The following is a 14568-nucleotide window of genomic DNA, read 5'->3' on the forward strand; positions in this document are numbered from 1 at the left end:
CTGGCGGGCTATGTCAACATAAATGGAGGGGTAAAGAGGTTTCGAGATAAAAATCCAACAATTTCAGGTGGTTCTGGCGATCTGTCAATGTTCTGTGTCAGGCTCTGCCATGTCTGTGCAGGGCATTCATCAGGTTCTTATGCCTCTTTTTCTTCTGTTTCGGGTTGCTGCTTTTTCCCGTGTATTGGTTGGCAATTTCCTTCTCGGCCGTTTTCAGACTGGCTTCGTCGGGCTTGATTTTCTGAAGGTAGCGACGACCTGCACCTTCCTTAATGTTCAGCTTTCCCCGTAGGGCGGCCATTTTGTCCATCAGGTTCTGAGCTTCAAGAATGCAGCTCTTGCTCTCATCAAGGCTTTGCTGGGATCGTTTTTCAATATCCATGATTCATCCGGAGTAGGTGTTCCTCTTCTCATTCTAGGTTCTTGTGTGTGAAATTGCGTACTTCACTCAGTGGCATGGCAGGTGATTCCAGGTAAAATGCTCGTGCTAAGTCCTATATAGACCCAGAACGAGCCCTTATGTCATACGCTCTAAAAATCCTTGAGCGTGAACACAGTTCTGAACCGATTGCCAGTCTGGAAGCCTTCGGTGATGAGTCTGTTTTCACAATAAAAAGAAAACGTGGCCTGATTTTTTACCTCATAAGCCTGCTTTTTTTCTGTGTTTTGTCGTTATCAGCTCATGCTGAGGAAAACAGGCCTAAGACGGATACCAGCTATTTCAAGCCGTTGAAAATTGCTTATACGCAGCACTCCCTGCCCTGGGCTTTCACTAATGATGCCGGTGAGCCCGACGGTCTGATACTCGATCTCTGGCGGGAATGGTCTGAACAGGTGGGGGTGCCCGTCAAGTTCTATCCCATGGCTCGTCAACAAGCGATTGATCGACTTAAAAACAATGAGATTGATGTGATTGCATTGCTTGGGACGGCGGATGAAGTGACTGAGAAAGGCATTCTGACCCGTGAGATCTTCCAGAGTAGCAGGGCTTTGTTTATCCGCAATGATATTACCCCAAGGCCCATTGAGACGTTGTTGTCAGAGTATCAGATTGCGATTTTGGACAAGGACCCTCTGAAGGAAAAAATTATTGAACGGTTTCCTGATGCCAGTCTGAAAGAGTACAACAATCAGCACTTGATGATTGATGATATTGCCGCAAAGAAGGTGGCGCTGTTTGCCGGTAATGCGGATGTATTGGGGTATTATCTTGAAAGTCGGGGGGTTAGCTCTGAGTACTCGTCCTATGAATCCCCTTTGGACAGTACTGTTTCACTCGTAGCTGGAATCAGTAGCAGGCGTTCTGCCCTGGGCTCTATCATTGAGAGCGGTATGGAAATGATACCGCAAGATCGCAAGAGTCTGGTATTCGGACGCTGGCTTGGTCATGATGACCAAACTTCAGGAAAACTGGTTATCGCTCTGGAAACGGCCTCGGCCCCGCTGTCTTTTGTCAACGCGCTGGGTAAACCGGCCGGTATGTATGTAGACATCTGGCAGAAGTGGTCTGAAAAAACTTCTACGCCTGTTCGCTTCAGAATGGGGGAGCAAACCGAGATTACTCAGGCGCTCAAGAGTGGCAAGGTAGATGTTCTCGGGAGTATTTCTCCCTCCAGGGCTCGCAGTGAGTGGATGCAAATGTCCAATCCGTTTTATGCCATCAGTTCACGAATTTATTATCGCAGTAACCAGTCGGTCAATGACCTGGGGCCTGATCTGGATGGCAGAAGGCTGGGCGTGGTGACAGACTCCAGTCATGAAGAGTTTGTCAACAAATGGCTTCCGGGGGTCATGCTGGTCACTCGTGACAATATCATTGAGTTGATTCAGAGTCTGTTCAGGGGTGATATCGATGCTTTCTTGGGGGTGCCTGTGGTGGTTGAGTCTGCCCTGGGAGCTCTGGGGCTGATCGGTGAGCTCAGCAGCAGCAAATACTTCAATATGAATGAGGCCATTGGTGCCGGGGTAGCCGCAGATAGAAGTGACGATCTGATTACTCTGGTTAACAGGGGGCTGGGAGATATCTCGCCTGAAGAGTACGAGGAGATTGAAGAACGCTGGATTGTAAACAGTGATAACCGGTATTTTGGCAAGGGTATCACCAAGGTCAACCTGACCGAAGCAGAGCGACGCTGGCTGGACAGGAATCGCATTATCCAGATTGATGTGCAGGCCCATCATCCGCCGTTCCTGTTCCAGGACGAGGAAGGAAATTATCAGGGCATAGCCGTTGATTATCTCCGTCTTCTTGAAGATCGTCTGGGTTTAACATTCCGTCTTAATCCATCCAAAGTCTGGACTGAATCTCTGGGTCGTGCCTATCGTCATGAAACCGATGTGCTTGGCATGGTACAGAAGACCGATGAGCGCAGTCGCTATCTGGATTTCACCAGCCCATTATTCAAAGTGCCATCCGTAATTCTGGCCAGAACCTCGGATAAAACCATTGAAAATATTCGTGATCTTAGAGGGCGCAATGTCGGTTATGTGCCTGGTAGTGCTTCTCTGGATGTTTTCAGGGCCAAACACCCTGGCATTTATTTCAAGCCGATGGCCAGTCTCAGTGTTGGGATTAACCGTGTTTCCAGCGGTGCTCTGGATGCGGTAATTGCGGACATTGCAGCTTCCAGTTTTGAACTTGATCGACTCAAAGTCACTAATCTTCGTGTGGTGGGTGAGGCAGGTTTTGAGTATGAATACGCTCTTGGCAGTCGCAATGACTGGCCCATGCTGGGTTCCATTCTGCATAAAACTGTCGACAGTCTGACTGAGGCAGAGAAGGCTGAGATCAACAGTCGCTGGGTCTCTATTACCGAATTAAGCTGGCAGCCTAATAAAGAGTTGTTCATCGGTCTGTTGCTGATCCTTGTGACGCTGATCCTGATTATTTACTGGAATCGAAGGCTGACTCTGGAAATCGGTGAGAGGGAGCGTGCCGAAGAAGAGTTGAAAGCCCGTTCAGATCTGGATCGTCTGCTCAGTGATATTTCCAGAAAGTTTATTAATAAACCGCTTGAAGAGGCAGTGCAGTATTTCCTCCGCAAGCTGGCCGTTTTTATGAGTTATGACGCGGCCCTGGTTTATTCGAGAACGGATGGACATTCAGCCATTGAGTATTTCTGGTCTGACAACAAGTCTCTGAGAATGGGGGAATTGAATGAGCTGCTTAGGGGTGCCCTCAGGCAAGGAAGTCAGCCATCTGAAGACGGTATAGCAACACTTAAGTTGAGCGTTGATAGTGAGCAGTCAGCCAAAAGCGAATCTTTGAGGAGCCTCAGTAAGGATGGCGTGGTAACGGGGATTCATGTTGCCATGACGTTATTCGCTGAACAGATAGGTGGGGTCATATTCCTCAATCGCCAGACCGAAGACGAGCTGTTGAGTGATGAAGTGGATCTCCTGCGCAGGGCCAGTCAACTGGTAGCTGTTGCGCGCTCAAGGCAGCTTTCCGAAGATGCCCTGAGATCCAGTGAAGAGCGTTATCAGCTGGCGATGGATGCCGCTTCCGATGGTCTCTGGGACTGGGATGTTGCTAATGAGCGTATCTATTTCAGTCCTCGATATCAGCGCATGCTGGGCTATGAGGCCGGAGAGCTGGCGAACACTCCGGGGGGTTGGCGTCGCCTGATTCACTCAGATGACAAGATTGCTACCGTTGATTTCTTCAACGATCAGTTTGCTCACTCGGATAAAGCCTTCGTCTATGAATACCGCATCAGACGCAGGGACGGTAGTTACGCAACAGTTCGGAACAAAGGTAAGGTCGTCTTCCGGGACAGTCGGGGCCATCCACTGCGTGCCGTGGGCACCATGGTGGATATCACCGAGCAGAAAGAGCGTGAGCGTGAACTGTCCATGGCTCGCTTCACCCTGGATCGGGCAGCCGATTATATTCACTGGTTCCGCCATGATGGCAGCCACAAATACGTGAATGAGTCTTCCTGTCGCGCACTGGGTTATACCCCTGACCAGGTGATGGAACTCAGTATTATGGATATCAATCCGGCGGTGACGGAGACTTCCTGGGAGCGGCTCTGGGACCAGCTGACCATGCGTAAGGCGATGACTTATGAGACCCTGCGCAAAACCCATGATGGCAAGGTTTTCCCGGTTGAAGTGACGGCAAACTATATGGAGTACGAAGGTGAAGGTTATCTCTCTGCTACCGGTCGTGACATCACTGACCGCAAGCATGCTGAGGAGACGCTTCATAAAGCCAAAGAGGCCGCAGATCAGGCTAACCAGGCGAAGAGTAACTTCCTGGCTAATATGAGCCATGAAATTCGTACGCCAATGAATGCCATTATTGGCCTGAGTCACCTGGTGTTGCAGACCGATATGTCTGACAAGCAGCAGGACTATGTTGCTAAGATCCAGTCTTCTGCCCATGCCCTGTTAGGTATCATTAATGACATTCTTGATTTCTCCAGAATTGAAGCCGGAAAGCTCAATATGGAGACCATTGATTTTAATCTGGAGGATGTTTTTGACAATGTTTATGACATCACCAACGTAAAGGCGGAAGAGAAGGGTATTGAACTCAGCTACGACATCGGGCCTGATGTTCCGCGCCACCTTCAAGGTGACCCTCTTCGTCTTGGACAGGTATTGATCAACCTGATTCACAATGCTGTGAAGTTTACCCATATCGGGTCCGTCAGGATAACCGTAAGACTACTGTCGATTAATTCAAAAACTGCCAGAATCTGTTTTGAAGTACAGGATACCGGTATCGGCATCAGTCGTGAGCACCAGGCCCGACTGTTTGAGTCTTTCTCTCAGGTTGACGGCTCGACTACCCGCAAGTTTGGTGGAACAGGTCTTGGCCTGGCCATCTGTCGAAGTCTGGTCAATATGATGAATGGTGATATTGAGGTGAAGTCCGAAATTGATCAGGGCAGTACCTTCCAATTTGATGTGGAACTGGGTCTGGGTGAGTCCATTGGACTCACTGACCAGTCGTTGGTCGGCAGACGAGTCTTGGTTGTTGATGACACCGAAGAAGCCCGCAAGTTACTGATTAGCCAGCTCAACAGTTTTGGCTGTGAAACGCTGGAAGCAGAGGACAGTGCAGCCGCTTTGGATATCCTGAGAGAGCACAATCTGGACTCTGATAATCCTGTGACTGTCACTCTGTTGGACTGGAGAATGCCAGAGACCGATGGTATTGAACTGGCAGAGGAGATCAGAGCCATGGAGCTTGATTCCATGCCGGTATTGATCATGGTTTCAGCCTACGGCCGTGAAGAAGTGATGGCCAGGGCTTCTGGCAGGGTGGACGCTTTCCTGATCAAACCGGCCAGCAGCTCCGTATTGGTAGAAACCATTCTGCGCACCCTGGATTATAAAAGCTCTGTTGGTGGCAGCAAGGGTGTCGACAGTCATGCCAGCAAGCAGACGTTCAAGGGTGATATTCTGCTGGTGGAAGATAATGAGATTAACCAGCAGGTAGCTCGTGAGTTGCTTGAAGGTATGGGGCTGACGGTGACTCTTGCAGATAATGGTCAGGAGGCCGTGGATATCCTTGAATCGAACACTTTTGATCTGGTCTTTATGGATATTCAGATGCCCCGGATGGACGGTTATCAGGCAACCAGAGTCATACGTCGAAATGTAGGTGATAAGGATCTGCCGATTGTTGCCATGACCGCCCATGCCATGACCGGCGACCGTGAACGTTGTCTGCAGGTGGGTATGAATGATCATATCTCCAAACCATTGAACCCTGTGGAGTTGCAGGAAATGGTAGACCGCTGGCTCCAGGTGTCTGATGAAGGGGCGTCATCGGGCCCTGCTGTAACTAAAGCGACTGAGCAGAAAGAGTTTGCAGAAGATCTTGAGAAACTGAAAGGCATTCATCTTCATAATGGTCTTAACCGCGTAAGAGGGAACGTCGAATTATACCGTCAGTTACTGGTGAACTTTTATCTGGATCAGGGAGAAGACTTGCAGAAGCTCCGGGATTGTCTGGATAAACAGGATTGGCAGGCTGCCCGTTTTATTGTTCATGGTATCAAGGGGGCTGGAGGCAGCCTTGGAGCAGAACATTTGCATATCACCGCGGCTCGATTGGAGGCAGCACTGAGAACTCGGGATGAATTGCCATCAAAAGAGCTGCTTAAAAGTTTCGAACACGCCTTTGAAGAGGTAATGGAGAGCCTCAGGCAACTGGTCGGGAAAGACCCGGAAGAAGCAACGGTTGGTGAAGGCAGGGTCGAGATTGAGCGCTTGTCCTTACTGATGAGTTCCATGATTACTCAACTTCAGGAAGGCGATGTTTCTGCTTCAGAGTCGTTGCCTGAACTGGTGGGCGGCCTGGTCGGCAAGGTCGATAAACACAAGCTGGACAGGCTGCAGAAAAGCATCAGAGTTTACGATTTTGAAGAAGCAGAGCAGATTCTTGAAGGTTTTCAGTCAGAAGTAGAGCTTTGAGAAAAGAGTGTTCAGCCTTTGGTTGATCGGAACATCTGAAAACTGAAACCAGGATGCCTGCATTGCTGTACAGGTATCCTCCTCCTTTCAGTCAAACATCATTCTCTTAGGTGGATTTAAATTCTAAATGGGCGGATTTAATTTACAAGTTGCAGACATTGATAAATCTTTTATTCTCTACTCATTGAGCAGTTCTCCTCTGAAAACTAATGGTATTCAGCTTATATAGACGTCAAAAGTAATGTATTTGACAATCGAGTTTGTAATCTATATATTTGCTCTCGCCAAATTTCATACAAGTAAAAATAACGGCGATGTAAAAGAGCTATGTTCCCAATTATCAGTCAAAAACCTTCTGACTATGCAGTCGGTAAAATTATTTGTGTAGGTAGAAACTATCTGGAGCACGTTAAAGAGCTCGATAATGATATTTCAACATCACCATTATTGTTCATAAAGCCACTCTCTTCTGTAGTACCTTTTGCAGGGAGCCTCAACATTCCTGAAGATTTTGGGGTAGTCCATCATGAATTAGAAATTTCCATCTTGATCGGTGAGGCGAAAGCTCCTAAAAGTTACAGCATTAGAGGGGTGGGTCTTGCTCTCGATTTAACCCTGAGAGATCTCCAGAATGAATTAAAAAAGCAAGGCCACCCTTGGGAAAGAGCAAAAGCTTTTTCGGGGTCAGCAGTTATTTCCGATTTTATTGAAATCGATGACTATTCTGATCTCGATCACCTGAAACTGATATTATACAAAAACAATAAACTGCAACAGAGAGGTAATAGTGGTCAGATGATTTTTAAGATTGAAGATCTACTTTATGATATTGACCGGGCATTTACTTTGCAGGCGGGTGATATTGTTTTAACAGGCACTCCAGCAGGTGTCAGCTCCCTATCTGGTGGTGACCAGTTAATAGCTGAGCTTTACGTAAGAAATAGATGCGAGCTAAAAACCAGTGCTAGCATTGCTTAATACACTATAAACCTCAAGCAATAAAAAAACGTTAAATATAGGGAGTTAGACAGTGTTATCTGAACGACACGACACGACACGACACGACACGACACGACACGACACGACACGACACGACACTGTAAGCCATCTCATACAGGGGAAGAAAGGTTTATTCATACAAATAAAAAAAAGAGAGCGCTCGATCAATATGGTTATGTGGTAATCAAAGGCGATGACTTAAGAGTCGGTATTGATGAAGAAATAAACTACGAAAGCATCTGTAACTTCTGGGATGATCTTCCTAAAGATGAATATATGAACGATAATGGTAGTTATCGACAGCGTAGGTTTGGTCGGTATGAATATAACTTTGAAACCAAAGAGCTACAGTGGATAAGAGAAAGTCAACACTTCTTTCAATCAAAAAATATTAATCATTTGAATGGCGGCTTAAACAGAAGGCTTCCTCCAGTTGACCTCAACTTTGCCAACTCTATCCTTCTTAATAGTCTTGTAAACTATTGTCTTGATATCATTCCTGTAGAAGACTATAGAACCAGAAAACTTATCATTAATACTCATCAGTTCCGGGTGAACACCAAAGAAAGTATGGTTGGCTTGCCAACGCCTGAAGGAATACACAGAGATGGTCATTATTTCGTTTCTCAACATCTTATTAAACGGAAAAATGTTTTGGGAGGCGTGTCTGGGATTTACAGCAATAAAAATGTTCCGATCGAGCATAAACAATTAAACTGGTTCCTCGATAGCATAATAATTAACGATGAAGTTGTAAAACATGACGTTTCCCCTCTATTTCCCGCACTACAAGATCAGCCAGGCTGGAGAGACATGCTCATTATTGACTATAACTTCGTATAGCTGGGACGATTTATGAAAGAAAGTATCAAAGAATCTAAACGAATAATCCTAATGATTGCAAAACTGGTCATTCCTTTCTCAATGCTGAGTGAAGTTTTGCAATATCTAGGGGTGGTCGACTATGTAGGTTTCATTTTTGAGCCTGCTACTCAATTACTTAAATTGCCAGCCGACGTAGCTGTAGCTTTCGCAGCCAGCTTTTTTCTTAATATTTACGCGGGTATAGCAGTTGCTTCAGGACTTGATCTTTCGCCTTATGAATGGACGATAGTAGGCACATTTATTGCGATATGTCACTCCATTCCCCTGGAGTCTGCCGTAATGAAAAAAGTGGGGTTTCCCATCCATATACATTGGATATCCCGTTTGTGCTTAGGCATTTTGGGGGCTTGGGTGGCATCATTTTTAACGCCTCAAGAATTGGTAGGCAGCGTAGGGAGCAGTCAAGTAAAAGCTGAATATGCTTCATTTGGCGGACTTGTATTGGGGGCTTTTTCTAATGCACTTTTGCTGACACTGAAAATTTCGATTTTGGTGGCCACACTGGTAGTGGCTTTTGACCTAATTAAAAAGCGAGCATTTTTTAAAGCGTTATTAGATAAACACACATATCTATCAAGCATGACCGTTGGCTGTCTTTTAGGAGTCACATATGGAGCGGGTATCCTGCTTAAAGATATAAAGTCCGTTGAGGAAGAGCAGAGGCTTTATCTTTTAACTTTCCTGCTGCTGGCTCATGGTTTAATTGAAGAAACGCTGATCTTTGCTATTTTTGGAGCTGATATAGTCGCAATTTTGCTAATACGCCTCGGAATAGCTATCAGTGTTGTAGTTATCCTTATTTTTATCACAAAAAAACTAATCACGCATAAATTCGTTAGATTGAAAAGCACAAATGAATAAAGTATTTATTACCGACAGAATAATTAACGCCAGCATAGAGAAAAAAATCCTTGGTGATTTCTTGGTGAGTGATCCTAAAAAGAATATTACCGTCTTGCTAGTTTGGCATCAAATAGTAGATGAAGAATTCCTTAATAAGTTCCCTCATGCAGAGGTGATCATTCGTTACGCTGTTATAGTCTTGAGGAGAAAAAGAAATTGGATGGTCAGGAACTACCTCTAAGTTATAAATTAATGTAGCGGATCATTGGGGGTTGATACTGTTGATATACATGAGTCGAAATTTTACAAACTCATAAAGATAGCACTGTGGTTTTGAGATCACCGAATCTAACATGCTTCCTCACCATGCCACAACTTTGGAGCTAGGTGTGTTTGGATTTAAAGAATGGGGGCGGGTTTGAGGTTTACAAAGGTACCTGCATTAATGTGCAGGTACCCTGACTTATGGACTCACTTATGGGCAATCAAACAGGTTTTAATATTGCAGTTCCTGTTTAGGATCTATTTCGTAAGGCAGTGGTTGGCAATTGAGTTTTGGACCTTCTTCACCCTCCAGTCGTACATCATTCTCTTGGGCAGATTCGACCCGAATGACTGCCAGCAGCTCGGTTCCCTGACCGGTTTGAATACTCTCAATTACTTCGCCTATCCCTTTGCCTGCACTATTGAACAGTCGTGTATCAGGTTCAACTGTCAGCTGTTGGTCCGAGCTGAGGCGATAGCAACGACTCTTTAGCTGCCCCAAATTTTGCATGCGGGCAACAATTTCCTGGCCGGTATAGCAGCCTTTTCTGAAGCTGACACTTTTCAGCGATGGCAGGTTCAGGTGCTGTGGAATGTAATTATTGGCAGTTTCCGGTGACAGGCTGGGCTCAACAGCGAGACAATCCAGCAGTTGCCAGTGGTGTTGCCCTTTGGGTGTGAACTGCTCAGTGAGTTTTTCCCAAAGTGTTGCCAGATGCTCGAAGGTAATCCAGAGTTCAAAACGATTCACGCTCCCGGAAACATTCAGAAGCCAGCCCTGCTGATCAATATCGAGTGCGCTGTTGCCATCGGGAACGTCATTAAAGACACTGGCTATTTTCTCTTCAACGGCATTTCCTGACAGTCCCAGGCAGACGTACTTCTGGTCAGGGGTCAGCTCGGTTTTATAAAAAACAGCGTATTTTCCCAGGCAGCTCCGAGTGCTTTCAACCAGTCCCTGGTGCATAGCCATCATGAATTGATCTTCACTGGCCTTGAGCAGAATGAAGCTGGTGAACATTCTGCCCTTGGGGGTGCAGGCCGCTCCTCCAGAAAACTGACCAGTCGTTAGCGTATCAAGATTGCAGGTGAGTTGTCCCTGGAGGAACTTCATACTGTCGGGGCCAGAAACCTGCAAAAGTGCTTTCTGGTTTAGAACAGATAATATCGGCTTTTCCGGTTCGGATGTTGAAGAGGGCTCACCAAAGCCAAGCAGTTTGCCGTTTTCATAACGAGCCCCCCGCTCAGTAAAAAACGTTTGGAATCTTTCTTCTCGATCGTTAGTCATGATCCATTCTCTTCAATGTTTTGTTCTGGTCAGTGTTCTGATTTTCAGTATCCTTGCTGGCTTGCAAATGGATACAGACAAGGGCGGGTGGACGTTGATTGTCATAATATAGAGTATTCAGAGCGCTAACTAAACCGTATAATGCTTCTCACTGAATGCCGGGAGCTTGTCTTGCCTGCATTTAGACAACTTTCCCAGAGTCTTATGACAAGGCTTTCTGTTTTTTCCGGTTGATTGAACTCGATCAAGGGAGTATTCCGAAAATGTTAAGCGCTGATGATTTCAGACGCCTGCAGTGGCACAGTCGACGCGGTATGCTGGAGCTTGATGTCTTGCTGGAGCCCTTCACCAATCAGGTTTTTAAAAAACTGTCTGCAGAAGATCAGTTTGTCTATTTGAAATTAATCGATTGTGAAGATCCGGATCTGTTTGCCTGGTTTATGGGGGATGGTCGTCCTCAGGATCCCGAGCTGGCGAGTATGGTGGACAAGGTTCTGCAATATGCCCGAAGTGGCTTGGATAGCGGTTTGGATAAAGCTTTAGATAGTGGTTTGAAGGATGCGGTCAGGGCCCAATGATTCTCTGATTGAAGTGCGGGCAGGTTTCTCTGTTCGTCACTTCATACTAACTGTTTTCTGTTATCTTTTTGCCAGTATGGCATTGTTTTTCACATCTCTTAACTTCCTCTGTACCATATTGTTGTTTGCAGTCCTGAATGCCTATGCCGTTTATTATTACCTGTCACAGCTAAAAAAAAGTCTTGGCACCAGTGTGCTTGCTATACGCTGGTATAGGGAGCGATGGTTCATTGGGACCCGAAAAGGTTGGCAGCCATGCATACCACAGGGCGAATGGCTGGTATTGCCCTGGTTGATGTGCCTGAGGTTTCGTGGTGAGGATGAGCGAAATTATTCGGTGAATTTTTTCAAGGACTCCGATCATCCAGCGTCACTGCATGCTCTGAGGTTGCGCTTAATGTTGATGAGCAAAGGAAGAAAATAAAGTATTAAAATTATGTCATCGCTTCCATGAGGAATACAGTTGCTTCCCTGCTCCAGACTATCGGTAAAATATCGTTGATAATATCGCAGCAGTAACGCCATCAATGCTGCAGCTGGAGAAAAGGGAAACGTATACAGAAGCTCAGGGTCATTTTTACAAAGGCGTTCCATGAAGTGTCTTCGCCCGACGATTTCCACAATGGACTGCTAATACTGACAAAGCCCCGGCAACTACTATAAACCCGCAAAACCCACCGAGAAACGCGTACACGCCGCTGTAATCCTGATGCTGTTCTGGAAAGAAAAAATTGTATCTGTTTTCGTTCGCATATTCAGTTTCAGTGTGGATTTTTGTTAGCTGATGAATACCAAACTCGTCAATTCTGTATTCCAGTACATATCCATTTTCATCACTGAATGAAAAATACCCAGGCTCCAGATCAAGATTTAATGTTGCCAGAATCATTCCCTCTTTATTTTTGATAATAATCTGCGTGCCGACATTTTCCGGAATAGCCTCAGAGGCGTCTGGCAGCACTTGTTTCGTCGAAGATGATATTGACGAGGACTGTAGCGACGAAGACAGTGTTGCTGAAGGGCTGACTGTTGTATAGGTCATATCACTGGTATCAGACATTGTTGCCGACGTTATTACATCCCTTGATTTCCAAGCCACTTCGATTGAATATTCCAGCTCTTTTTTCAAGCTTAGAATGGGTCTGAAGGGCTTAAACTCACGCTCCTTTGGCATCAAGTCGCGTAACCCGGTTGTATTTTGGGAGGTCGAATTTGTATTTATAAAAGTCTTGTTTAAAGGCTGACCTGAATGAGTTGGCAGAGCCGTGCTTTTGGTAATAGTGCCATTGATTGCAGGAGCTGATGTGTCAGACTTATATAAAACGTCCTGCAAAAAGATGGGCGCAGGCGTTGCACTTAAAACAGCTGTATCAATAACACTACCTTCATCCTCTTCATAGAAACCAAGATACAATTCTGAGGAGTCTTCCGGATCTTCGATTAAAATCAGATGGAACAAATTTTTCAGTGATGCATGTCCCCTAAGTGTGTAGTAAAGAAAATCAGATTCTTTAGCCTGAAAGCGGACTTTTGACTCAATCTTGTTTATTGCCTGACTCCCCCGCAAGGACTTACCCAGCGGGTTTATTGAGACAGATATTTTTTTAGAGGTGGTCATCGAATAACCTTTCATGAATTTTGCAATTTTAACTCTGGCTTTTGATGCTGACGATTTTATGTAGCTCGTCACCTTGTGACCACTTCCTTTTGAGCCGCCACCTTTGTAACCACCACCTTTGTAACCGCCTCCTTTGGAACTGCTACTTTTTCCGCCACCTGAGGAGCCTCCGCCTCTTCGAGCCTCTCTTCTGTCTCTTTCAGAGATAGCACCACCCTCCTGAGGATCGTATGGCAAAAGGTCATCTGCACTGATCTCATTATTCACAGCCCATAGAGAAGAACAAAAAGGGAGAATCAAGGCCAGAAGCAGGCTTGAAAGTATTTCCATGAAACTATGAACCACCTGTAAAATAAATACCAAAAGAAAAGGGTAATCCCCGCATTTAACGGATTACTTGAGAGTCCGCCTGAGTAGCGGGAAGCTTAGACATCACATTTTTACCTGTCCAATCAAAACACTTGCAGATTTACATGGAGTTTATTGAATGGTACTCATGTTTAATTTTAAAAGTATGATCGTTCGCACAGGTATGGTCGATATTGGTCTATCCTTGTTCATTCTTAGGTTGGGTTTGCCCTGAATTACAACTGAATGGATTGGGACTCATGTTGCTTTGAGCTGGCTTCCGGGGAGTGCTTCAGAGTGCTGTCTGGATTGTAATTCGTTATGTTGGGCCACGGTGGTCAGGAGCAAACTTGGTGTCTTGAGTCATAATGATTGTGATAACAAAAATGATCTCTATCGATAACGTATCTTCTGCTCCAGAGCTCTCCAGTGACTTCATGCATTTTATGGAACACGACCACTTGCAGGCCTGGGGGGTTCATGACTGTCACGACAGAGCGTTCTATCTCAATGAGCACTCTCTCTGGTTGTATGGTATTCCCCTGCGCTACAAAGTATGTGGTAAACGGTTTTCGGAGATTCCGGCACCTATATTCTCTTGCTGTTCTGACCAGATTGTGGCGCAGAACAACATTTGTGTCAGCGAGAAAAAAGAGATTACTGTCCTGAATGTGCATCCGGGAGGAAATGGCTGGTTTGCCTACATTTCCAGGAAAAAACCTCACTACAACCATCTGCACCAGATAGACGGGGTGCTTAGTCATGGTCATTCGGTGACACAGTCTTGGATGAAGGCTGCTTTGAATATACGCTGCCTGATGAAACTGGATGGTCGAGCCAAAGGTCAGTCGACATTCCGCATAGGCGTTATGCCCAGTCTGAGCCCCAGAGAGTCAGAGGTGCTGTTTTTCCTGATTTGTAATCAACAGATTAAGCAGATTGCAGGTATTCTGTCACTGTCTGAAAATACCATCCGGTCCCACATTGAGCATCTGAAAAAAAAGTTTGAAGTACACTCCATCGCTCAGCTGATAGAAGCGGCGATTTCTGTGGGCTGTCACGACTTTCTGCCTCCCACCTTACGTCTCAGACAGTTGTCTATGGTAATGGTTAACTGATACATGCGCATCAGGAACGTACAATGGTATCTGTTGCCGTTTCACAAACATATTGGGATCAAATCAAGCCATTTTTTTGCCGTCGAAAATTTATCATCCCCGAGGGTGACTAGCAGCCTGTCGGACTTAAGGCTGTCCTACTGCGGTTGCAATAAATTGGTCTAAAAATTCCTGCTTCTTCGTCAAATAGCTCGC

11 protein-coding genes are annotated in these 14568 nt (G+C 45.7%); 8 read left to right on the top strand and 3 right to left on the bottom strand.

The genetic code is table 11. From position 1 onward, the window contains the following. Positions 1 to 97: 97 nt before the first annotated feature. Positions 98 to 382, bottom strand: a complete 285-nt coding sequence (locus KDK16_RS11045; protein WP_257276146.1) for a hypothetical protein — start codon at positions 380 to 382, stop codon at positions 98 to 100. A gap of 137 nt (positions 383 to 519) precedes the next feature. Here KDK16_RS11045 and KDK16_RS11050 point away from each other — a divergent pair, with 137 nt between their 5' ends. The 5 genes from KDK16_RS11050 (at position 520) to KDK16_RS11070 (ending at position 9400) form a co-directional block, all read left to right on the top strand. Then, positions 520 to 6432 carry a transporter substrate-binding domain-containing protein gene (locus tag KDK16_RS11050; protein WP_257276147.1) on the top strand — a complete coding sequence of 1971 codons (5913 nt, stop codon included), beginning with the start codon at positions 520 to 522 and terminating at the stop codon, positions 6430 to 6432. Between the two features lie 327 nt (positions 6433 to 6759). Then, positions 6760 to 7410, top strand: a complete 651-nt coding sequence (locus KDK16_RS11055) for a fumarylacetoacetate hydrolase family protein (RefSeq protein ID WP_257252554.1) — start codon at positions 6760 to 6762, stop codon at positions 7408 to 7410. A 198-nt stretch (positions 7411 to 7608) separates the two neighbouring features. After that, positions 7609 to 8274, top strand: a complete 666-nt coding sequence (locus KDK16_RS11060) for a 2OG-Fe dioxygenase family protein (protein WP_257276148.1) — start codon at positions 7609 to 7611, stop codon at positions 8272 to 8274. 12 nt (positions 8275 to 8286) lie between these two features. Further along, positions 8287 to 9177 carry a nucleoside recognition domain-containing protein gene (locus KDK16_RS11065; RefSeq protein WP_257276149.1) on the top strand — a complete coding sequence of 297 codons (891 nt, stop codon included), beginning with the start codon at positions 8287 to 8289 and terminating at the stop codon, positions 9175 to 9177. After that, the gene (locus KDK16_RS11070; protein ID WP_257276150.1) at positions 9170 to 9400 is read left to right on the top strand and encodes a hypothetical protein; all 231 of its coding nucleotides are present in this window, start codon (positions 9170 to 9172) and stop codon (positions 9398 to 9400) included. The genes KDK16_RS11065 and KDK16_RS11070 overlap by 8 nt, the downstream gene beginning before the upstream one ends. A 255-nt stretch (positions 9401 to 9655) precedes the next feature. Here the strand turns inward: KDK16_RS11070 and KDK16_RS11075 are convergent, their stop codons facing one another. Further along, complete coding sequence (locus KDK16_RS11075; protein ID WP_257255464.1) at positions 9656 to 10711, bottom strand: folate-binding protein YgfZ; 1056 nt, start codon at positions 10709 to 10711, stop codon at positions 9656 to 9658. Between the two features lie 263 nt (positions 10712 to 10974). Here KDK16_RS11075 and KDK16_RS11080 point away from each other — a divergent pair, with 263 nt between their 5' ends. Both KDK16_RS11080 and KDK16_RS11085 read left to right on the top strand, forming a co-directional pair. Further along, positions 10975 to 11289, top strand: a complete 315-nt coding sequence (locus tag KDK16_RS11080) for a succinate dehydrogenase assembly factor 2 (RefSeq protein WP_257255465.1) — start codon at positions 10975 to 10977, stop codon at positions 11287 to 11289. Beyond that, on the top strand, positions 11270 to 11713 hold the full coding sequence (locus tag KDK16_RS11085; protein ID WP_257276151.1) for a hypothetical protein: 444 nt from the start codon (positions 11270 to 11272) through the stop codon (positions 11711 to 11713). The genes KDK16_RS11080 and KDK16_RS11085 overlap by 20 nt, the downstream gene beginning before the upstream one ends. A 153-nt stretch (positions 11714 to 11866) precedes the next feature. On the opposite strand, the gene KDK16_RS11090 is transcribed toward KDK16_RS11085, so the two are convergent. Beyond that, positions 11867 to 13237 (bottom strand): hypothetical protein, encoded by a 1371-nt coding sequence (locus KDK16_RS11090; protein WP_257276152.1) that lies wholly within the window; start codon positions 13235 to 13237, stop codon positions 11867 to 11869. A 404-nt stretch (positions 13238 to 13641) separates the two neighbouring features. Between KDK16_RS11090 and KDK16_RS11095 the strand changes: the two genes are divergently transcribed. Beyond that, positions 13642 to 14373: a LuxR C-terminal-related transcriptional regulator gene (locus KDK16_RS11095; RefSeq protein WP_257276153.1), complete on the top strand. Its 732-nt coding sequence runs from the start codon at positions 13642 to 13644 to the stop codon at positions 14371 to 14373. Positions 14374 to 14568 lie beyond the last annotated feature (195 nt).

It is taken from the genome of Endozoicomonas sp. SESOKO4, from assembly GCF_024606275.1.

Coding starts and splice junctions, on each gene's coding strand:
- KDK16_RS11045 (WP_257276146.1), bottom strand. CDS start 382: ATGGATATTGAAAAACGATCCCAGCAAAGCCTTGATGAGAGCAAGAGC.
- KDK16_RS11050 (WP_257276147.1), top strand. CDS start 520: ATGTCATACGCTCTAAAAATCCTTGAGCGTGAACACAGTTCTGAACCG.
- KDK16_RS11055 (WP_257252554.1), top strand. CDS start 6,760: ATGTTCCCAATTATCAGTCAAAAACCTTCTGACTATGCAGTCGGTAAA.
- KDK16_RS11065 (WP_257276149.1), top strand. CDS start 8,287: ATGAAAGAAAGTATCAAAGAATCTAAACGAATAATCCTAATGATTGCA.
- KDK16_RS11070 (WP_257276150.1), top strand. CDS start 9,170: ATGAATAAAGTATTTATTACCGACAGAATAATTAACGCCAGCATAGAG.
- KDK16_RS11075 (WP_257255464.1), bottom strand. CDS start 10,711: ATGACTAACGATCGAGAAGAAAGATTCCAAACGTTTTTTACTGAGCGG.
- KDK16_RS11080 (WP_257255465.1), top strand. CDS start 10,975: ATGTTAAGCGCTGATGATTTCAGACGCCTGCAGTGGCACAGTCGACGC.
- KDK16_RS11085 (WP_257276151.1), top strand. CDS start 11,270: ATGCGGTCAGGGCCCAATGATTCTCTGATTGAAGTGCGGGCAGGTTTC.
- KDK16_RS11090 (WP_257276152.1), bottom strand. CDS start 13,237: ATGGAAATACTTTCAAGCCTGCTTCTGGCCTTGATTCTCCCTTTTTGT.
- KDK16_RS11095 (WP_257276153.1), top strand. CDS start 13,642: ATGATCTCTATCGATAACGTATCTTCTGCTCCAGAGCTCTCCAGTGAC.